Here is a 22,128-nt window from a genome sequence, read left to right as displayed (position 1 = left end):
TGATAAGCTTTTTATTCCCATTCTTGTATTGTACAATAACTATCCACGGAAAAAGTTTTTTCTTAAAAAAGAAGGATGTGCTTGTTATTCAACAGATATCAGCTTTCATTTTAATAAATGAATTTTTTTTGAGTTTTGAATGTATAATTTAAGCTTGCACGTTATTTCTTTCTGGGTATAGTGTGCGGACCTCTGGAGAGGTGGCCGAGTGGTTGAAGGCGCACGCCTGGAACGCGTGTATATGGGAAACCATATCGAGGGTTCGAATCCCTCTCTCTCCGCCATTTATCGTAAAATCAATGGGTGATATAAAAGTTAGAGAATTTTAAGCTCTTTGATTTTTTTGACTTATTTTTTTGTCTATCCCGAACTTTTTTGTAGCGTTTTTATTACTTTGATTGCGAATAGCTTTTTCTTCACCAAGTAACTTTTTAAAAATTCAGGAGTTATAATAAGATCGAAGGCTATCTGTGTAACTTTGGCATTTACTATAGATATAGCCATTTATTTTTTCACTACTTGTTTATTATGATAGTTCCTTTCATTATGAAAAAGAAAATAGATGCCATAATAACGCAAAATCTAATGCAGCCGCTTTTAACAAAAACCAAATAACTTGAATACTAATTGTCGTTGTGACAATATCAGCGAGTAAAGAGAAATACACCTTTGCGATAAAAACTGAAAAGTTTTTACGCGGGCCTTGAATTGGAGATTAATAGCCTTGTCTGCCGCATAAACTCAAGATGCATATCTTTGTGAGAAAAGCGGCAGTAAAAGTTAAAATTCTGTTTCAGAGAGAAGAAATTGGAGAGTATTCAGCTACACTATCTTCAATCGTGAGATTTTCTGTAGCAATTGCGTATATGCATCCTACGTCTGCCGCAATCGATTTGTGCTTTGTATTGGCAGGTAGATGTATAATATCTCCTTGTATACAGGTTATGCGCTTTTCATCATAGAAAAAAATTAACTCTCCCTCTATAATTAAGAGAGTTTCATCGACGTGGTGAATATGCCAATCATGTATTTTTCCTGGAAAATCTCTTTGTATCTCTATTGATCCTTGCTCTGGAAGCATCATTTTTAATATATCATATACACTTTTATTTAATTTAATGTTGGAAAATTTAGTCATTATCGTGCTCCATTACGTGATATGGACAAGGTGGGGATTCAATATTATTATCTTGCAGAAAATATTGCATCCATTCTCTATTTTGGGGATCACCGTATTTTCCTAAAAAAGGAGACTTTGTGATAATATCAAAAGGTTCAAGTCTTTTTCCTACAGTGGAGAAGGCATTCTTTGCTTTTTTTTCTGTATCCAGTAGATCAGAGAAAACCCATCTAGGCTGGAAAGTTAACATAAATGTAGAACTTTTTCTACTTATTCTGTTGATATGGGATGGCGTATTGCAAACTATGAACATAGGTTCGCCATGAAAACAGAACTCCCATAGAGGGTCATCCATATTTTTAGGTATATGCTTAGGCCATTCTCGGTCGTCAAGCATTCTCAAATCTTTAAGTATAGACCAGAATTTCTCTCTATAAACTTCGATATTTTGTATGGGGGCTGGCTCCTCGAATGCAACAAAAGATGTATTTTTTCCAAAGCTCTTATAATTGTCGCAATAATTTATGAGATCTTCCATAATATTTTTTGCGGTCAACTTTTTATAGAATCCAAATCTCAGCATGTCTTTTTGGTATCCATTCACCCCGAATAGGCAAGGAAAAGGCCTGATTTTGTTATTCATTATTGCATCGAATTCGTTAAAAACGACTTGTTTCCATTTTTCATATTTATCGATATTTTCAATTATTTGCGCTGCTGAATCCATGTACTCCTCCCAATTGTTGTATTTTATAAGAAATTGCTACGAATTATCCTCTCCAAAGTCGATAATTCATCATCACTCTCGCCCCAAATTGCTATAATAGCTGGACAGGTATTTAAATCGATGGTTAGGGGGATAGGCTCATTTTCTTTAAAAAAGAGCATAAAATGAACAACATTTTCCCAAGAATGAAGCTTTTGCTGCCATAGATTAACATCTTTTATGATATGATTGTTAACTTTGTTGATAAGAAAGATAATACGCCCTTTTTTCTTAAAACGACTTGGTGTTTGTGAAAACACTCCCGCAATAAGGTTAACGGCGCTTTCAAGTAAATCATTTTCATAGCAATGTGCAAACAAAGTGGGCGCAATCCCTCCGTGCAGGCGGGCTCCTACTTCGATCATTACTGGACCACGAGCGGTGTGCATGATTTCCATATGTGCAGGCCCATATTCAATTCCCACCGCGCGAATGCACTGTTTTGCATAAGAGATAAGAGCGGCATAAAGAGGATCTTGAGCATCAAGCACGTCAAGCGATTCATAAACAAAGGCACTTCCATTATGAATACCCTTTTTATATCGTGATAAAGCGCATATCTTTATAGCTTCTTCCTTTACAATGGCATCTACGATGTATTCTTCTCCTTCCAATCGTTCTTGGAGCAAATAAGCCTCGTTAGGTGTGCCAAAAATATTTTTTTGCGTCCAGTCAATTTCAGAAATCCACGCCGCCACTTCTTCCCGGTTAGAGAAAAACAAAACTCCATCGCTTCCTGCAGAATCGTTTGGCTTTACCACATAGCCACTGAGGCTTTCAAAATCATCGAGAGCACAATCACCTTTTGTAAGAATTTTTGATCGAATATAGGATAAACCATTTTCACAAAGGCGCCTTTGCATTGCTGTCTTTTTTCGCCGCCAATCAGTGGTCAAGGGGTTATTTCCGGCACAACCATAATAAGCAGCCAATTGTTCTGCACAATAAATACCTATTTCGGAGCCTGCCACCACGGCTTTTATCGCACCGACAGGAAAGCGCTGTTTTATTTCATCGACACTATGAAGTTTCGCTTCTACCATGCCCTCACCCTGATAAGAGAGCATAAAGTGTGAAAAAGGAACTGGTTGAGAGACAACGCCATAACAAGCATAGCCTAATTTTTGTAAAGCAGGACTATAAAGAGCACCCGTGGAGAAAGGATCGACAATAAGAATGGATTTACTCATACTTTGGCCCGCTGTGATGAAAGGAAAAAAACATAAATAAAAATTATCAGCCCTATAAGGGGGAGAAGGTAAATGGCTGCTTGAGGTCCCATAAGGGCAGAGCTTGTAAGAAGACCAAGGATAACATAACCAGCCGATTGAGAGAGAGTATAAAGCATGCCGCTATAGCTTCCCACCAGCTCTGCTTGAGTTTCTGTTCGGGTTGCTTCAATCATATGTTTGCGGGCGTTAATCCGCATGGTATTCATTGAAAAGCCAATAAAAAAGCAAAAAATCACAGCCAAATAAGGCGATTGCGTGGTGCTAAAAATAAGATCAGCTAAACCCAATACAAGGGCTGGAAGAATGAATTCAAAGCGCGGGATCTTGATAAAAGCAGCTAAAAAAGCCCCCACACCTGCAACAGCACTGCACAACCCATAATATTCAGAGCCAAAATTTTTCACACTCTGAAAAAGGATAGTTGCTAGTGTATTATAAGAGCAAATGTGAAAGCCAATAAGGCCTATGCAGATGCATAAAAGTTTAAGCTCTAGAGAAAGCCCATCTGCTTGCGGTATAAGCATTGTCTCTTTATCGGTGACAGGCGGCAAGCCGTTTGTAGTGCTGTCGGCATGATATTCATCGCGAAAGATGACATATCCGGCCACAAGGCTTACGATAATGTCAAACACACAAATCGCTGCAATCAAACCATTATAGCCGACTTCAGCTGCTACCCCTCGTGGGCTGGTTGCTTCTAAGAGATAACCACTCAATGCTGCCCCCAAAAAGGCGCCAATCTGCACCACTGTTTGCATAATGCGAGAAGCCTTTTGAGCACTAATATAGCCACTAAGCGCGAGTTTAGTATTATAAGTCTCCAGCGTACTTAAGGTGATCAAAGAGAGATAACCAATAGAGATAGAGACCACAATAAAACCAAAACGGGAGTCGACATAATGAAAAAGAGCAATCAATAAAAGGAGGCTATAGATGATGATCCGTCTTGTGTATAAATCGATCAATCGCAACGATGCTTTAATGTGCACAAAACCACTCTTTTTCAAAAGATAGGGTGTAAGGGTCCCTAAAGCCATGGTTATGCCTAGAAAAACCGATGAGGATGTTATGCGATAAGCATTCCAAAGGTTACTTAAGAAAAGCACCATATCAGAAAGATAGAGCAGAACAACAAGCCCATAAAACCGAAACATTAGCTGTTTGCGCACATCATTCCCCCCATGTCTGCATCTTTAAAAATATGCAGTATTATAATTGGTACACACGCTCATAAACAGTTAGTACATCTATTACGGGATAAGTCAAGTGTTTTCGATAGGGGCATGATATAAATTTGAACGCTGATATTTACTGTAATAATATCCCATTTTCAGAAATTTAAGTAGCGAGGACAACTGGTATTTTTGCTACGTTTTTTGTGGGACACCTTGCCGATAAAGGGGTACTTATTCGATGATGAGCGCAGCTACGCCTAAGAGCCATATTTGGTATTTTAAGGGGTGTCTCTGTTTAATTCAAGGTTGCTGGGTTGTTATTGATTATTGACTGGATAAGCTTGGATTTTGAAGGGACAACAAACCTTAATTATCGGGCAGAAATTATTTATGGCTTCAGATTGAGGTGTGCTAGTACAGCTTTAGGTGGCTCTTTATACAATCAATTTGGGGCGGACGACTTCATTTGTTGGGGGGAGATTATAATGCGTTGAAAGGTAACGGGGATAACCATAGATGTAAGATTATTTCATATAGATGTAGAGTTCACTTCGATACAAAAGTTCCAAATTTCCTTGCACTTCGTATTGTTTTATGAGTGTAACCAATTGCTGCAAATATTCTTCTCCATGGCTGGCAATGGCGCGTTGCGCTTGCGTTGAAGAGCGGCTCATGCCGATAAAAGCTTCGGATGGGATTGTCATTGTCCAATTGTGTGTATGTAAAGCAATCTTTTCAGGATTTTCTCCAAGACCATCACGCATTTCTTGTAAAAAATCAAAATTGCGATAATAACGGGAATAATTAGGGCTCATCTTCTCTAATAATGTCTCATAAGTGGCTAGAAATTGACTATTTTGAAAATCACGATTGTTTTGAATGACAGCCATGACACCACCGGCGCGAAGTTGACTTGAGACATTGCGAAGCAACAGAGGGCGATCCATCCACTGAAACGCTTGTGCTGCAACAACAAGATCAACCTTGCCGATTTGGGGCAAGAGGCTTTCGGCTTTGCCGTGATACCACTGCACAAAAGGAAATTTGCTTTGTCCCTGTTTAATCATATCTGCTGATACATCAATAGCATGATAGTGGTGTTCATTTCCTAAAAGTTTGACAATTCCCTCTAATGCAATGCCCGTTCCAGCCCCTACATCCACGATAGACAAATGCTTTTTGTCTTTAAAAGGAAGCAGCATGGTTTTAAATAAGGTGAAGGGGTAGCGTGGACGATAACGATCATAATCATCAGCCAGTCCATCAAATTTTTCACTTTGCGGTTGAATAGTTTTTAACATATGGTGTGATCCCCCTTCACGAATTGCACTGTACATAAAGAAGCTCTCCTTTGTCCATTATGTCAAGTAATAAATTCTAAAAGAAAATTGAATGGGAGCTGCTCTTTGACACTTTCTATAGAGTTGATATTTACATTCTCTTCTGCTTCAAATGATGCATTTTGAAAGTAAATTGTTTTTTGAGCAATCAGTTGGAAATTCCATATATTCCTCTAAAAATCTGTCTTACTTCTGGTGCGATTACCTCTTGCATGCCTTTTATGAGCATTAAATTTATAACTTGCTTGCGGAAACGATCATTCTCAAACACTCTATCGTAAAAATGAGATTGCCTATTCGCTTTGTAACTGTACAGCCAAAACAACACATTTCAGCGTCACTATTTTATATCTATAGTGCCAATGTAACGCGCAATGAAAGTAGAAATATTTATTAATCTTCAGTATGTTAAACTTATCCCATATGATATTTAGAGAGTTTTCTTTTCATAAAAAATGTATCACGCTCTAATAAAACGAGGAATTTCATTCCTTTAAATTTAATGAACTAAAATAAGAACTCAATATATATTTTTAAATGTGATTATGTGGCATACTGAATGATGTATGTATGAGGGAATGATTTATGTTCGTTGCAAATTTGAAAGAACGTGCTGCTCTATTCGAGAACAGAGCTTTTCTCTACTTTACCCTGAGTGGTTTGTTTGCTACGTTTGGAAACGGATTAAATTACATTGCATTGTCATGGCTTGCTTACAATCAGACAAGTTCGATCCGTGGTGTAGCGTTGATGATGCTTTTTCTTTGGGCGCCTAGCATTCTTTTTGCACCTTTTTTGGGTGTATTGGCGGATAAATACAATCGTAAAATGCAGATTATCACTTCAAATCTTGTCAGAGGTTTGGTGATTGTGGGTTGGGTAATGCTTGGGTATTTTGGCATGGAAATTGATTTAATGATCTTATCTGCTCTATTGGGTATTTTTATTTCTCTTTATATGCCATCAGCTGTCCCTTTGATCCAAAGTATTGTTCCTAAAAAACAGCTCATCAATGCAAATGCAACCATCGATATGGTTTATGAACTTGGCACTATCATAGGTATGGGGTTTAGTGGATTTATACTCGCCTGTGCAGGAACAAAAGGAACACTTCTGATAGGCGGCATATTTTTTATTATTGCTGGTTTGTTTAATTTTGCAATGAAAGTACCTGAAAACCAAAGATCTAAAAATCAAAATCAGCAAAACTGGTGGGAAAATTATAGAGCGTCCCTTCATTATTTTAAGCAGAATTCGGTTCTTTTTATGCCTTATATAAGCCAGATGATTATTATGACGCTTTTGATGACTATTCCTGTTATTCTGGTGCCTTATACACAAGAGGTTTTAAACGCAGATAGCAGGACTTTTGCAATATTTGAGGCGCTTTATTCCATGGGCGTATTTACTGGTGCGCTTCTTTCTCCATTTTTTTGTAAAGTTTTATCTATAAGGAAAACATTAGCACTTTTATTAGCTGTTATGGCTATCGGTCTTGCCATTCTATCTGTCAATGCACACACGCTTGTTGTTTTTCCTGTTTATTTCATGATTGGATTTGGGCTTTCAAGTTGGGCTCTTTCGATTTCTTTATCGCAACTCTCTTGCGATCCGGAATATCAAGGAAGATTGCAGGCAAGTTTTAATGGTCTGTCTGGATGCTTTATCCTCGGAGTCTATCTCATTATGGCAAGCGATAGCAGTAGCATATCACCTCAATCGATATATTTTCTTCAAAGCATTGTTGCGCTTGTTGGAATATTTATTGTGCTGTTTTATCAACATGAAAAACGATAAATTACATTGAAGTGTAGTAAAACTATACGCTATTTTATAAACATTTATAACGCCGTATATTTCATATTTTGCTTTTAAAGGGGTGGTGAGTAAATGTGAAAGTGTTGGTGCTTTTAATGAAGAAAGCATAAATTAATTTATGCTATAAAATACTCTTTATTTTTTGATGATGACCAAAGAGGATTAATGCGTTTCTTTAATTCATTGGACTTTTGTAAGGAGGCAAAGACGCAACACGTTAAAGTTTCTTAAAATTTTTTTGGTTTAAACACAGCAGAAAGTAAAGTACTCTCTCATCATATGGGGAGAGTGTTGCATTATTTTTGTTTTTCAAAATCCATACGAAAAATTGCATCAATTTCATCCTCATTTGAATGAGCATTTCTGCGACGATGCAAGGTTTGTACAATCTCTTTTTTTAAAAGTGCATCTGTTTCACTTAAACGGAGAATACTAAGCTCTAATTCAAGAGATAAAGCTAAATCCACACACAATTTAAGCTCTTCTCCAATGTCGAAACCACGTTGATAGTCGTCATAAAGACCAACCAGTGTATCGGATAATTCTTTATCGCATAAATAGGTCATGCTGAATTCCTCCACGTTGCGGTTTTTTGTGCAGCTTTGGTCTGTTTAAGTATCACTCCACTATCATCACTCAGAACTGCCATGTATACGAACCTCACGGTTTTGTCAATTTTTTGCAAAATACGCGCTTTATAAATCAATGCCTATTAAAAACTTTATCACTCCAAGACTTTGAAGTGCCCAATTGTAAATATGGATGGCAATGTGTTTGCTCTAGAACTTATAGCATTTAAAATATATTGCCAAAAGGCTTTTAATTTGCATAGAGGAGAGGAGTATCTTGACGATAAACCAAACACCTTGAAATCTCTATTGCCAATTACAGCTAAATCAGTGCAATTAATATCTACAATAAGCAAGCATGGTTTGTAAATGTTCAGCTTCTTAAGAATGTGTGATAATCTCATTTTTTGTAGAAATGCAATTATTTTGCCTATTTTATATCGATTTTTAGACATTGATAAACCTTTTATCTTATAAAAACTATGGTATGGGAAGTGTATTTGCATATTTTTATAATAAGATTTCAGTGGTACATTGTGCAGCACGCAATGAAGAGAACCGGATTGGCCTTTTATTGCTTTGAAACATATGATTGCGCTTTTTGATAGAACTTTGCTCGATGGGTATACAATTGGCAATGGCAAGGATCATTTTTTTGTAAGATGATATTCAAATGTTTTTGACACTGGAGGGCAGTATTTGGTAAAATTCCACGCGTTTTGTCTAGGTTGTATGAGGGTAGGGGGCTTGGTAAAATACTATGGCGATTGCCTTTTTTGTGGGATTGTCATAATTTTCGCTCCTGCTTAGAGGGATGCTGTAACATCCATTTTTGTGGGGTTGTGTATGTGGTAACTGCTCTTCTTAAGGAGCAGTAATGATAGATATAAATTAATATAATTACTTAGTCAACAATTATATTGATTTTGGAGTGATTTTTTTGGCTCGTCCGGAAGCAAAACCTAAAACTGAGTTGGCAAAACGTTTTCGCGAAGTGCGTCGCGCTCTTGGTTTTACAGAGCGTAAGCAGTTTGCTGAACATCTTGGTATCACTGCTGGTTCTATAGGAACTTATGAAACTGGTATAAGTGAGCCTACAGCCTCTGCGCTCTCCAAATATCAAGAAATTTGCGGTGTCTCATTAGATTGGCTTGTAACGGGCAATGGTGAGATGTTTTCAGATATGGCAAAAGCGAAAGCAGCTGGTTTTAAACCGCAAGCGATTCCTACTGGGCTGATGAAAAAGCTTGGACATTTGGCTTATATAACTTATCATGATGCAAAAATAAATTTGCCTCCTGAAGATGTTGCAGAATTAGCTGCAGAGCTTTATGGAAAATTGCAAGAGTTTATTCAAGACATCAATGATATGGAAGAAGTCGAAGCCACGATGCCACTTTTAAAATTACATTTAAAGCGTAAAATCGAAATTGAGAAAGCGCATCAAGCAACGTCATAAGATACGAACGAACAGCCCTTTTAAATAATGGAATTTTTTCGATTTTCTACTGTATGAACAAGTCTGAAATGGGAAGGTCTCATGATCTTCGAGTCTTTTATTCAACCTGAAAAACGATAAATTATAATTATAAATCAATACATTAATATTATACAGATAAAATTGTTTATAAAAAGAATGTCGGTTGATGATACAAATAAATTTTTTTCAAAAAGCAGCGAACACTATTCCTGAAATATGTATTTGTTGAAGGAAAAGATACTGACAACAGTGAAAATACAGTGGGTTACGTGAAGAGAAAGAGTTTATAAAACATCTTCCTTTCGGTTTGTGATATTTAAAAAAATTTATATAACAGAAAAAAGACACTGTGGCTTTAATCCCATTATGGTGCCGAAACTATATTTGGTTCCTATAAAAGGGTAACAGACATATAAGAGAAGAATAAAGAACTGTTTATAGCCCGCTTTAGTTTTTTATCAAGACAACACACTAAGCATGTTGAAACTTTTTACAAAACGCACCTCATTACATGAAATATGTTTTCCAAAGAAGTACACCCATACTAAAGTAGATTATAGCATAACAAAGATCGCTAGTAAAGAGTGAGATTATGATGCTCGTCATTATCTATTACATTATGCGATAAGTTAAAAAAATCATAAATTTGTGCTTATAAGAAAAGCTCTTTTATTGAGAAGTATTTTTACAAATTGATAAAAAATTATTTTTTATACTCTTGCCATTTTGCTGATGCGCTTTATTTGAAAAGTAGAATTGCTTTTTAGTGAAACTGTTTTTGTTAAGAGATAAATCGCAGTATTTTTTAATGGAGATTACGGTATATTTTCAAAGTCTTGTATTTTTATTTATTTTTTAGCTTGAATCCCTCTAGCTAAAAGGATTGGGGACTTTTCTAGATTCGATGTTATTGCAAAGATTTTAGGATGATGCCGTAAGGAATACCGGCGTCAGAGGGGGAGTTTTATATTGATTTATTGTTTTTTTGAGGTGCGCAAACAAGGGTTTTGCCATGAGTGTTTTTGCGCGTTGTGATGATGTTGAACTCTGTTGGAGGAGATTCTTATGAAAAAAAAATATTCCACACCAAATTTAATTAAAGCTGTCTCGCTCAGCGCGGCAATGGCCACACTCTTATCGAGTGTTTCTCCCGTTTTTGCTGCCAATCTTGCGATAACAGGAGGTGCTAATTTGAGCACAAGTGGCACCGGCGTTTCATATGCACATGGTAGTCATGGCAGTGTTGTTTTAGTTGGTGATGATGACTACTGCGGTGCAGACAACGTTGTTGGTCGTGGCGGTAAGCAACAACAAGGAGTTGCTGATAATAAACAAATAACCGCAGAGGAACAATATAACAGATTTATCAATGGTTACACTGAGGGTAACGGACGCAACCCTTATGATGTGACTACTAACAAGGTTACTTGGCAGGGGGATGGGCTTCTGACCAACAATGCTACTTATATGGGACCAGCTGGCTCTAAAGGGTTTCTAAATGCTATGCCTGAGGCTTATGGTGTTTATTCTTTTGCAACGGGCTGTGGTTCTGCGGCAACAGGAAATTATTCCACGGTATTTGGTGCAGGCGCGACAGCAAAGGCTGGAGGGGCGCAAGCTTTTGGTGTTTCTGCGCTTGCAAGTGGTAAAGCAAGTGTTGCCATGGGCGTGGGATCAGAGGCGTCAGGGGAGTCTACGGTTGCTATTGGAGGGCTTGCGACTGCTTCTGGTTACAATAGTGTTGCGTTAGGGCTCAAAACGAAAGCAACGAAAGATTACACGGTTGCTATAGGTTCGAAGGCTGAAGCGCAAGCTCTTGGTTCTATTGCAATAGGTGGTGGGGAGCCTGCAGACAACGGGCAGGAAAGAAAGGTAATAGCGAAAGGTAAAAATTCGATTGCCATAGGTTCCCATACTTATGCTGAGATGGCTCATTCAGTTGCAATTGGTATAAACGCACAAGTGCGTGTTATAGATGGTGTTGCTGTGGGGGGAGGATCTGTCTCTCGTATTGACTCAAAGGTTGCAGGTTATGATCCTGTAACAAATGCTGCAACAAAAAAGACTAGTCTTGCATGGAAAAGCACTGGAGGTGATTTTAGTGTTGGTAATACTGAGCAGCAATTAACGCGACAGATTACAAATGTTGCAGCAGGGACTAAGGATACTGATGCTGTGAATGTGGCGCAATTAAAAGCCTTGAGAGATGTGGCATCAGGAGCTTGGAAGCTGTCTGCTAACGATAAAAATCCTACAGACGTGAATCCAGGCAGCATAATAGATTTTTCAGTGAAAAATAAAAAACCAGAGGGAAAAGACAACTTAACGATTGAAAGAGAAACTAAAGAGAATAAGCATAAAGTTCAATTTACTTTGAATGATAATCTTAAGTTAACGAGCGTCACCACAGGGCAAAGCACGATGAGTGATGATGGCTTTATTATTAATAATGGGCCAAGAGTAACTATTGATGGTTTTACGTTTGCAGATGAGAATGCTCCAAGTATGACTGTGGATGGTATTGATGCTGGCAATAAAAAGATCACAAACGTGGCAGATGCGACTCAAGATCATGAAGCAGTAAATTATAAACAGCTGAAAGAGATAAAAGAAGCAACGAAAACAACTTGGCAGCTTGCTGTTAATGGAGGGAATGCTACGGCTATTGGTCCAAACGGTTTAGTAAATTTTACAGCAGTTGGCCAAGAAGGTAAAAAGAATATCAACATTGCGAAAGATAATAACCACAATGTAATATTTGATTTGGCCGAGAATATTACAGTAAAAAGTGTTGTTGCGGGGGAAACCATTATGAATGAAAATGGCTTTGGGTTTGCTGGAGACAATAAACCAAGACTAACTTCTGGTGGTATTATCGCTGGCTATCAAAAAATTACTGCAGTAGCAGATGGGGAAGATCTAGATGATGCTGTAAATTTTTCACAGTTGCTAGATGTAAAAGAAATTGCAGAAAAAGGCTGGAAACTTTCTGTTGATGGGAACAATGCTACAGATGTTAAAGCTGGGGGTACAGTAGATCTTGTTGCGGCGGAGAGTGAGGACGGAAGCAAAAATATCAAAATTGCAAAAGACAACAGCAATAAAGTTATTTTTTCTTTGAATGATACTCTTAAGCTCACGAGTGTCACGACAGGCAACAGCATTATGGATAATAATGGCTTTGGGTTTGTTGACGGTGGTCCAAAAATAACGATGAAAGGTATTGATGCTGGCAATAAAAAAATTACAAAAGTGAAAGCTGGTACTGATGATACTGATGCTGTTAATTTTAAGCAGCTGAAAGACTTTACAGCAGGGGTGGAAACGGGCTGGAAGCTTTCTGTTGATGGTAACAATGCTACAGATGTTAAAGCTGGGGGTACAGTAGATCTTGTTGCGGCGGAGAGTGAGGACGGAAGCAAAAATATCAAAATTGCAAAAGACAACAGCAATAAAGTTACTTTTTCTTTGAATGATACTCTTAAGCTCACGAGTGTCACGACAGGCAACAGCATTATGGATAATAATGGCTTTGGGTTTGTTAACGGTGGTCCAAAAATAACGATAAATGGGATTGATGCTGGCAATAAGAAAATTACGAAAGTGGCAGATGGGGAAGATAATACTGATGCAGTGAATTTTAAGCAGCTGAAAGATGTAAGACAGCTTGCAGAAAAAGGCTGGAAGCTTTCTGTTGATGGAAACAATGCTACAGATGTTACAGCTGGGAGTACAGTAGATCTTATTGCAGTTAAGCATAAGGATGATGATAATAATGAGAGTGAGAACACAAATATAAAAATTGTCAAAAACGAAGACAATCAAGTATCCTTTGATTTAAGTGAATATATTAAAGTTGGTCGTGTAGAAACAGGGCTTAGTAGCATGAGTAATGCCGGCTTCATGATCAAGGACGGTCCAAATATGACTAAGGGTGGTATCTATGCTGCCAATACAAAAATTACAGGAGTACAAAAGGGTACTAATGCAAATGACGCTGTAAATGTTTCACAGTTAAACGAAATAAAAGATCAAATAGTAGAAAATAGTCTTGTTAAATGGGATGAGGATAAAAAACTTATCACTATTGGTACTGAAAAAGGTGGTACGAGAATTGATGTCACGGGGACTGATGGAAAGCGAACCATTGCAGGTGTCAAAGATGGTGAAATTTCTAACAGTTCAACAGAAGCCATAAACGGTAGTCAGATTAATAAGATATCTGGAGATATTGCAAAATTCTTTGGTGGTAATGCAGCATTTGAAGATGGTGCCTTTGTAGGTCCACAATATAATTTATCGATAGTTTCTGCAGATGGTAAAGTAGAGCAGAAAGTTTTTGACAATGTTGGTGATGCTTTGACAGGACTTGATGCAAATGTCAAAAATGTGAATAATCATATACAATATGTAGACAAGAAATTTGATGATAAATTTGATAAGTTCTCTCAAGATGCTTTATTGTGGAGTGAAGAGGAAGGTGCATTTGTTGCACTTCATGGACCAAACGGCGAAAAAACGGTTAGTAAGATTACCTATCTTTTAGATGGCGACATTACTAAAGATTCAACCGATGCAGTCAATGGTTCCCAAATTCATTATATGGGTAGCGACATTGCTGATTATTTTGGTGGTAAAACATCGTTCGAAGATGGAGTCTTTATAGGACCAAGATATAATTTATCGGAGGTTGGTGTAGATGGTAAAGTCAAGCAAAAGGAACATAATAATGTTGGTGATGCTTTGATAGGGCTTGATGCAAATATCAAGAATGTCAATCAAAATTTGATCAATTCGATGAATGATGTTGCTTCTTATTTTGGTGGCGGCGCTGGTTATGATAAAAATGGAGAATGGCATGCCCCTACTTTCCAAGTTTATCACATTGAAGATAATGGTACTGTTTCTAAAAAGCCTTATGATAATGTTGCTGATGCTTTTGAAGGTGTGAACAATACTTTCACGAATATTCACAATCAAATCTCTGATATAACAAAAAATAGCCTTGTTAAGCAGGAGGGAGAAGACGGTCTTATCACTGTTGGTAAAGAAACAGGGGGGACAGAAATCAGTATTGTCAATAAAGATGGCGAAGAAAGAACTCTTTCGGGTGTAAAAGATGGAATGATCTCTCAAACATCAACGGAAGCCATAAATGGTTCACAGCTCTTTAAGACGAATGAAAATGTCAAAACTGTTACTGATAACTTATCAAAAGTTGCTCAAAATACATCAAAATATTTTGGTGGCAGTACAGATGTATTGAACGGTATCGAACCTTCCTTCCTTATTCAGGGTAAGCCCTATAATAATGTTACAGATGCATTTACGGGTGTGAATACTTCTATTACAAATATTGATAATAAGATTTCCGATGTGGTAAAAAATAGTCTTGTTAAACAAGACGGAATTTCAGATCCTATCACGATTGGTAAGGATACAGCTGGGACTGAAATCAATATTGCAGGATATGGTAAGGTAGCACGTTCCATTTCTGGTGTTAAAGCAGCAGAGAAGGGTGATGAGGCTGTTAACAAAGACCAACTTGATAAAAGCATAAAGGATATTACGAAAGATATTGAGACAGTAACTGCTGCTGCCGTTCTTTACGATAAGAATGACGATGGTAGTGTTAATTATGGTAGCGTAACTTTGGGCGGTGATAAAAACAACGGACCAGTTGCTCTTCATAACGTCAAAGATGGTAGCATTTCCCAAGATTCCCACGATGCAATTAATGGCAGCCAGATTAATAAAATATCAGAAGATGTTGCCAAGTTTTTTGGTGGTGGCGCAAAGTTTGTTGATGGTGCCTTTAAAGGACTGAAATATACTTTATCTGCTATCGTAGATGGTAAGGTAGGGAAGGCTAATTTTTATGACGTTGGTTCAGCTTTAGACGGTCTTGATAATAATGTTCAAGATGTGAATAAGCGTTTAACGAATGTATCCAATGAGTTTAATCAGAAAATTGAAAGTATCTCAAAAGATGCTTTACTTTGGGATGATGAAGAAGAAGCATTCGTTGCACGTCATGAAAAAGATGGCAAGAAGACAAACAGCAAATTGAAATATCTTTTGGATGGTGAGATTGCGGATGGTTCAACGGATGCTATTACGGGTAACCAGCTTTATTTCATGAGTAACCAGCTTGCGAATTATTTCGGTGGTGGTGCTAAATATGAGAATGGCAAATGGACAGATCCTACTTTCAAGATTTCTAAAGTCGATAAGGACGGCAAGACTGTTGAGACAGAGCACCATAATGTTGCTGATGCTTTTGGTGATATTAATGATGGGATGTCAAATATTAATAACCGTATTGATGACGTCATCAACAAGGTCGATTCAGATGCTTTAAAGTGGAATGATAAAGAAAAAGCCTATGATGCTGGTCGCGATGGTAAGCCGAATAAAATTATCAATGTAGCTGATGGCAAAATTGAAAAAGGTTCAAAAGACGCGGTTAATGGTGGACAACTTTGGGAAACCAATGAACGTGTAGCGGGTGTTGAAAAAGATGTTAAGCATCTTAACAACAGAGTCGATAACATTTCCAATACCATTGCAGATATTGGTGACACAGTTATCAATATTGATGCCAAAGTTGATAATATTGATAATAAAGTTAACGATATTGCTGAGGATGCTGTTCGCTATGACAGAGATGAAAACGGTAAAAAAACCAACAAAATCACATTAGCAGGGGGTGATGCCAGTGAACCAGTTCTGATTGATAATGTCGCTGATGGTAAAATTGAGAAAGGATCAAAAGAAGCTGTAAATGGTGGTCAACTCCATGACTATACTCAAGAACAGATGAAGATTATTCTTGATGAATCCAAGCATTATACGGATCAACGGGTTAATAATATTGTGATTGATGCGATTGACGATGCGGTTGATCGGTCTAAACAGTATACCGATATGAAGTTTGACGTTTTAAACTACAGCATTGAGAGTGTAAAAAAAGAGGCAAGACAAGCAGCGGCTATTGGTCTAGCAGTGTCTAATTTACGCTACAATGATACCCCTGGAAAATTAAGCGTTGGATTTGGTACTGGTTTATGGCGTAGTCAATCTGCATTTGCCTTTGGTGCTGGTTATACCTCAGAAAATGGAAAGTTTCGGTCTAATGTATCCGCAACGACTTCTGGCGGTCATTGGGGTGTAGGTGCGGGATTCAATATGACCCTGAACTAATAATCAAAAAAACACATAAAAAATTCTTTTTACCCTTGTCTCGTGAGGCAGGGGTGAATTGTTTTTTACATCTGTAAAAAAGGCGCATATATAAATTAATAAATACATGTTTAAAAAACAGAAAAAACTTATATTCTCACTTAAGCGAGTAAATTTTAAAAAAATGCAATTTTTCCATAAATTACACATTCATTATTTTCTACTTTTAAATTTTACAGCTAAAAGTTTTTGCAGCACTTTATAGGTAGAAAAATGGGATCTCCTTTGCTCTCTAAAAAACTGTAAATTTACTACCAATTTTCTAATGGGAAAAATAGTTCTTTAAAGATATTTTAGTTTTACTAAGAGCAGTGATAAAAATGATATGCAAAATGAGCCAACAATAATTTAAACTTTCGTTCTTGTTATTGTTTGCCTTTTATACGGTATTATTTCATAAATGTAGCTGTTCTTATAGTTTTGTCGAATATTGTTTTACAAGTCTTGGTATGACTGTAGAAGGAGAGAGCATAAATACTTTTACCCTCTGCAAACAAGCAAAAGCCAACATTCAATAACAGTTGAGCAATATTTAATTGACGGTGTCTATAGATTCTGAAGGCATGAAAAATTATAGTGTTGATGACGAAATACCACTTTTTAGCGCTTTCACGCTTAAAGGAGAGGAATGAAATTATAAATGCTTTATTTAGCAAAAAAGTTAAGCAGCACTTAATAGCGGCATACAGCGTACCCCAACATGTATTTGCTTTTGGTATTGAAAACTGTAAAATGACAACACGTACTCTAATTTTTAAAGTTCAAAAGAAAAGCATCAGTGTAAGAAAGAGTAACAACATCTCCCCTTAAAATTTTTCAAGAAAAACCACCCGCCCGCTCATATTGACTTCATTTTACTTGAAAAAACTCCCCTTCATTACTCTAGATTTGCTCATTTCAAATTAAAAGAAAAAACGAAAAACAAAAAAAATAATATTATTCTTGCAAAAAATAACCAAAAAGCCTAAAAATTAAACAAATATTAACTAATATATAAAAAAATAGGTCTTATTTTCTTAGAGAACACAAAAAGCGGGTATATTCACTCTAACATTTAAATACATAATTTTTCTATCTTTTCATCACATAAATTTCGATGTTAAAAAATTAAATCTAGATAAAATTCTAGCGTTTAAATATGTCTTTTTGTGTTTGTCGTTAAAATTTTTTCATTGGGGAATTTGTTATGAACAAATTATATACTAAATTAGCGGGGAGTGAATTAAAATTTTCTCGTTTTCCTTTTATTAAAGTTGTGACAGTGACTTCAATTGCTGCACTTTTGTCAAGCGTTTTTCCAGTTTTTTCAAAAAATCTCTCTCCAAGAGAAGGGGGATCTACAGATATAAAGGCTGTTTCTGTGGTTTCTTCCCAAAGTGTTATCTCTGTTTATGATGATTCTCTTGATGTATCAAAAGATAATTATATAACAGTATCGAATACGACGTTGGCACCAAACGCTCATGTTTTGAATGATTATGCAAATTTTTTAACCAGAACCCTGTCTGGTAAGAGTGATGATAATTCTTTTTCTATACCTTCTTTAGAGGGTGCTTATAATTCTGTTGTATCGGAGAATGCTACAACGACATTTAGTATGAATCCGATGACGAGAATTGATGCACCAATGACTAGAGGAGATGATGGAATTGACATCGGCAATAATACTGTGGCGGTAGGTAAGAACGCGAAAGTAGAAAAAAAGTGGAGCGTTGCTGTAGGTCATATGGCTCATGCCTTGGGGCAAAGCAGTGTTGCAGTAGGTGGAGAATATAATTCGGACCGAGACAACGATTATACAACTGCTAAGGGTGATTATTCAATAGCCGTAGGAGCTGTTTCTAAGGCTACGGAGTATGGTTCGACTGCTCTTGGCCACCGTGCATATGCATTTTCTAAAAATGCTATTTCTATAGGTTTCTATTCAGAAGCAAATGGAGTTGGAAGTATTGCTTTAGGTTCCGATTCTAATGTAATAGTTGAGGGTGGTGTTGCTATCGGAAACAACTCTGTATCCAAAAGGACTGCTGGTATTTTTGGTTATGCTCCTTCGTTAAAGGGTGAGGTTGCAACAAATGCTACACCTCAGTGGAAAAGTACGAGAGGTGCAGTGAGTGTTGGTGATTTTGGTCAGAACATAACGCGACAAATTATAGGTGTAGCAGCTGGTAGCAAAGATACTGATGCAGTAAATGTAGGGCAGTTAAAAGATTTAAAAACATTTGTGAAACAAAATGGCTGGAAACTGTCTGTTGGCGGTAAAAATGGCAAAACCGTTCTTATAGACGATGAAGTAGATTTTTCTGCTGGAAGTAGGAACTTCCAAATTACCAAAGGTGATAAAGACAACAAGGTACAATTTGATTTAGCGAAGGACATTGCACTGGACAGCGTAAAGGCAGGCACAAATACCTTCGATGCCACGGGCTTAGTAATTACTGATGGTCCCAAAATAACAACGGGTGGCATTGATGCTGGAAATAGAAGGATAACGGATATTGAACCTGGTGATCTTAGTGCAGATTCACAAGACGCGGTAAATGGTAGTCAGTTGAGTGTTGTAGCTACCCATATAGCTGGATATTTAGGTGGTGGTGTTAAATTTACAAGTGGCCAATGGGATGATGCAAAGTTCACAATTAAAACGTTCAATCCTGAGAAGAATGAGGTTGAAGAAGAAAGTTTTTCGAATGTAGCAAAAGCCTTTGAGGGGGTGGGTAAGTCTTATGTAAACCTTCACAATGAGATTAAAAAAGCTGCCGATGGTAGTGTCTTTAAATGGAATGCTGAATCGGAAAGTATTAAAATTGCTGCCAGTGAGGAAGAAAGTGGGCAAGGAAGTATTGCTATAGGGAAGCTTTCAAGTGCATCTGGTGAAAATAATATTGCATTAGGCGGTTTTTCAAATGCATCTGGTGAAAATAGTATTGCATTAGGTGGACTTTCAGCTGCAACAGCTAAAAATAGTATGGCATTAGGTTCAAATGTGCAAGTACTTACTGATGGTGGTGTTGCTGTGGGTTATAAATCTTCTTCTCGTAACTCAGCATCCATTGTAGGCTATGATCCTTCCATAGGGAGCAAATCAACAGGTGATGATGTGATATGGAAAAGCACTCAAGGTGCTTTTAGTATTGGTGATACTCCAAATAAGATAACGCGACAGCTTACAGGCGTAGCAGCGGGTTATGCAGACACTGATGCTGTCAACATTGCGCAGCTAAAAAAATTAAGAGAATTTGTAGCACAAGGGTGGACACTTTCTCTTAATGATGAGGCTGTGTCAGGTTTTCAGCCGGGTGATAAGTTAAACTTGGCTTCTGGAAGTGATAATTTAAAGATTAAAAGTAGCGATAAAAAAGACAGTATAAGCAAAGAAATAACATTTGATTTGGCAAAAGATGTCACATTAAACAGTGTGAAATTAAAGGATATCACTTTAGATACAACGGGCTTAACCATTGAAAATGGTCCCAAAATAGCAGCGAATGGTATTGATGCTGGGAATAAAAAAATAACAGGGCTTGCGGGTGGAGATCTTAACGCAAATTCGACAGATGCTGTTAATGGTGGTCAGATTCATACAATCACTGAGGATTTAGTGCAAATTTTAGGTGGTGAAGTATCTTTTGATGGCAAAAATTTTAAAGAACTACAGTATAAATTATCGACTATTGATGAAAAAGGTGAAGTAACAGATAAATCTCATACCGATGTTGGTTCTGCTTTTAAAGGACTTGATGATAATATCAAGACTGTGAATGCTCGCATTAAGGAATTTGAAAAGGACGTCTCTTCAAATGGTTTAAATTGGGATGATAGTGTAGGTGATGGTGGCGCCTACAATGCTGCTCATGGTGAGAAGGATGCGAGCAAGATTGTCAATGTCGCTGATGGTAAGATAGAGAAAGATTCGCATGAAGCTATAACAGGTTCTCAGCTTTATTCTCTAGGCGATAAAGTTGCCGAATATTTTGGGGGTGATGCTAAGTATGAGAATGGCGTGTTGAACAAACCAACCTTCAAGCTCAAAATTTTCAATTTAGAGAATAATGAAGTTGAAGAAAAGAGCTACAATAATGTAGCGGAAGCCTTTGACGGAATTGATAAGAATGTGCAGAACATTGTTAAAGACTTTAATGAAAAAGTCACAAATATCACACAAGAAGTTAAAGGTGATGCTCTGTTGTGGGATAGTAAAGCACAATCCTTTGCTGCCCAGCATGGGGAAGGTGAAGACAGAAAAGCCAGCAAAATCACATCGCTTGCCGCTGGTTCTATAACATCAGCTTCGAGCGATGCGATTAATGGTGATCAGCTTCATACGATTACAGATGATTTGTCAAAAATTTTAGGTGATGATGTATCCTTTGATGGCAAAAACTTTAAAGGACCCAAGTATGACTTATCGAATATTGATAAAGGCGGTGAGGTAACAGATAAATCGCACACCGATGTTGGTTCAGCCTTTAAAGGACTTGATGACAATATCAAGAATGTGAACGCTCGCATTAAAGAAGTCTCAGAGGGCGTTGCACAGGATTCGTTGTCTTGGAGCAAGGATGAGGATGCCTTTGTAGCGCAGCATGGAGAAGGAGATGCAAAAGGAAACAGCAAAATTAAATCTCTTAAGGATGGAGATATTGCTGTTAGCTCAACCGATGCAATTAATGGTTCGCAGCTTTATTCGATGAACAAGCAATTTGTTAGCTATTTGGATGGTAATGCGAGCTATGATGAGGAAGGCAAATGGAAAGAGCCTACCTTTACGCTTAAGACAGTTAAGGAAGATGGAACAGAAGAGGAGCAAAGCTATCCGAGTGTAGCAGAAGCGTTTGCTGGAGTTGGCACATCTTTCAAGAATATTCAGAATAAAATTACCAATGATATCACCAACCAGATTAATGAAACAAAAGGTGATGCTTTATTGTGGAACAATGATAAAGGAGCATTTATCGCTCAACATGGTGAAGGTGAAGGAAAAACCAATAGCAAGATTACTTTTCTTACCAATGGTGATATAACTGAAAACTCTACCGATGCAATTAATGGTTCGCAGCTTTATTCGATGAACAAGCAATTTGTTAGCTATTTGGATGGTAATGCGAGCTATGATGAGGAAGGCAAATGGAAAGAGCCTACTTTTACGCTTAAGACAGTTAAGGAAGATGGAACAGAAGAGGAGCAAAGCTATCCGAGTGTAGCAGAAGCGTTTGCTGGAGTTGGCACATCTTTCAAGAATATTCAGAATAAAATTACCAATGATATCACCAACCAGATTAATGAAACAAAAGGTGATGCTTTATTGTGGAACAATGATAAAGGAGCATTTATCGCTCAACATGGTGAAGGTGAAGGAAAAACCAATAGCAAGATTACTTTTCTT

At 37.3% G+C, this 22,128-nt stretch carries 10 protein-coding genes and 1 tRNA gene; 5 read left to right on the top strand and 6 right to left on the bottom strand.

What is annotated here, in order from left to right:
• Positions 1–194: 194 nt before the first annotated feature.
• A tRNA-Ser gene (locus PVV66_RS00055) sits at positions 195–284 on the top strand.
• A gap of 509 nt (positions 285–793) precedes the next feature.
• On the opposite strand, the gene PVV66_RS00050 is transcribed toward PVV66_RS00055, so the two are convergent.
• From PVV66_RS00050 to PVV66_RS00030, 5 genes are all read right to left on the bottom strand, one after another.
• Positions 794–1,138: a cupin domain-containing protein gene (locus PVV66_RS00050; protein ID WP_273717527.1), complete on the bottom strand. Its 345-nt coding sequence runs from the start codon at positions 1,136–1,138 to the stop codon at positions 794–796.
• Entirely contained in the window at positions 1,131–1,847 is a 717-nt protein-coding gene (locus tag PVV66_RS00045; RefSeq protein ID WP_273717528.1) for a YqcI/YcgG family protein, read from the bottom strand. Before PVV66_RS00045 ends, PVV66_RS00050 begins: the two co-directional genes overlap by 8 nt.
• A 23-nt stretch (positions 1,848–1,870) precedes the next feature.
• Positions 1,871–3,076 carry an ATP-grasp domain-containing protein gene (locus PVV66_RS00040; protein ID WP_273717529.1) on the bottom strand — a complete coding sequence of 402 codons (1,206 nt, stop codon included), beginning with the start codon at positions 3,074–3,076 and terminating at the stop codon, positions 1,871–1,873.
• Positions 3,073–4,287, bottom strand: coding sequence for an MFS transporter (locus tag PVV66_RS00035; protein ID WP_273717530.1), 1,215 nt, complete (start codon positions 4,285–4,287; stop codon positions 3,073–3,075). The genes PVV66_RS00040 and PVV66_RS00035 overlap by 4 nt, the downstream gene beginning before the upstream one ends.
• A gap of 530 nt (positions 4,288–4,817) precedes the next feature.
• Positions 4,818–5,594: a trans-aconitate 2-methyltransferase gene (locus tag PVV66_RS00030; protein WP_273717545.1), complete on the bottom strand. Its 777-nt coding sequence runs from the start codon at positions 5,592–5,594 to the stop codon at positions 4,818–4,820.
• Between the two features lie 624 nt (positions 5,595–6,218).
• On the opposite strand from PVV66_RS00030, the gene PVV66_RS00025 reads away from it, so the two are divergent.
• Positions 6,219–7,430 (top strand): MFS transporter, encoded by a 1,212-nt coding sequence (locus tag PVV66_RS00025; protein ID WP_273717531.1) that lies wholly within the window; start codon positions 6,219–6,221, stop codon positions 7,428–7,430.
• Positions 7,431–7,747: 317 nt separating this feature from the next.
• Here the strand turns inward: PVV66_RS00025 and PVV66_RS00020 are convergent, their stop codons facing one another.
• Positions 7,748–8,017, bottom strand: coding sequence for a hypothetical protein (locus tag PVV66_RS00020; protein ID WP_273717532.1), 270 nt, complete (start codon positions 8,015–8,017; stop codon positions 7,748–7,750).
• Positions 8,018–8,960: 943 nt separating this feature from the next.
• Between PVV66_RS00020 and PVV66_RS00015 the strand changes: the two genes are divergently transcribed.
• The 3 genes from PVV66_RS00015 to PVV66_RS00005 form a co-directional block, all read left to right on the top strand.
• On the top strand, positions 8,961–9,479 hold the full coding sequence (locus tag PVV66_RS00015; RefSeq protein WP_273717533.1) for a helix-turn-helix domain-containing protein: 519 nt from the start codon (positions 8,961–8,963) through the stop codon (positions 9,477–9,479).
• A 1,086-nt stretch (positions 9,480–10,565) separates the two neighbouring features.
• Positions 10,566–16,703, top strand: a complete 6,138-nt coding sequence (locus PVV66_RS00010; protein ID WP_273717534.1) for a Vomp family autotransporter — start codon at positions 10,566–10,568, stop codon at positions 16,701–16,703.
• Between the two features lie 1,225 nt (positions 16,704–17,928).
• The coding region (locus PVV66_RS00005; RefSeq protein ID WP_273717535.1) for a hypothetical protein at positions 17,929–22,128 on the top strand (4,200 nt) is incomplete at its 3' end.

It is taken from the genome of Bartonella sp. AU16XJBT, assembly GCF_028618665.1.
GTDB lineage: Bacteria > Pseudomonadota > Alphaproteobacteria > Rhizobiales > Rhizobiaceae > Bartonella.
Note: the sequence above shows the minus strand (reverse complement) of the source record. Positions and strands in the feature narration are given on the sequence as shown.

What these genes read in the sequence shown, in the direction of transcription:
- PVV66_RS00050 (WP_273717527.1), bottom strand. Translation starts at nt 1,138, where the DNA reads ATGACTAAATTTTCCAACATTAAATTAAATAAAAGTGTATATGATATA.
- PVV66_RS00045 (WP_273717528.1), bottom strand. Translation starts at nt 1,847, where the DNA reads ATGGATTCAGCAGCGCAAATAATTGAAAATATCGATAAATATGAAAAA.
- PVV66_RS00040 (WP_273717529.1), bottom strand. Translation starts at nt 3,076, where the DNA reads ATGAGTAAATCCATTCTTATTGTCGATCCTTTCTCCACGGGTGCTCTT.
- PVV66_RS00030 (WP_273717545.1), bottom strand. Translation starts at nt 5,594, where the DNA reads ATGTTAAAAACTATTCAACCGCAAAGTGAAAAATTTGATGGACTGGCT.
- PVV66_RS00025 (WP_273717531.1), top strand. Translation starts at nt 6,219, where the DNA reads ATGTTCGTTGCAAATTTGAAAGAACGTGCTGCTCTATTCGAGAACAGA.
- PVV66_RS00020 (WP_273717532.1), bottom strand. Translation starts at nt 8,017, where the DNA reads ATGACCTATTTATGCGATAAAGAATTATCCGATACACTGGTTGGTCTT.
- PVV66_RS00010 (WP_273717534.1), top strand. Translation starts at nt 10,566, where the DNA reads ATGAAAAAAAAATATTCCACACCAAATTTAATTAAAGCTGTCTCGCTC.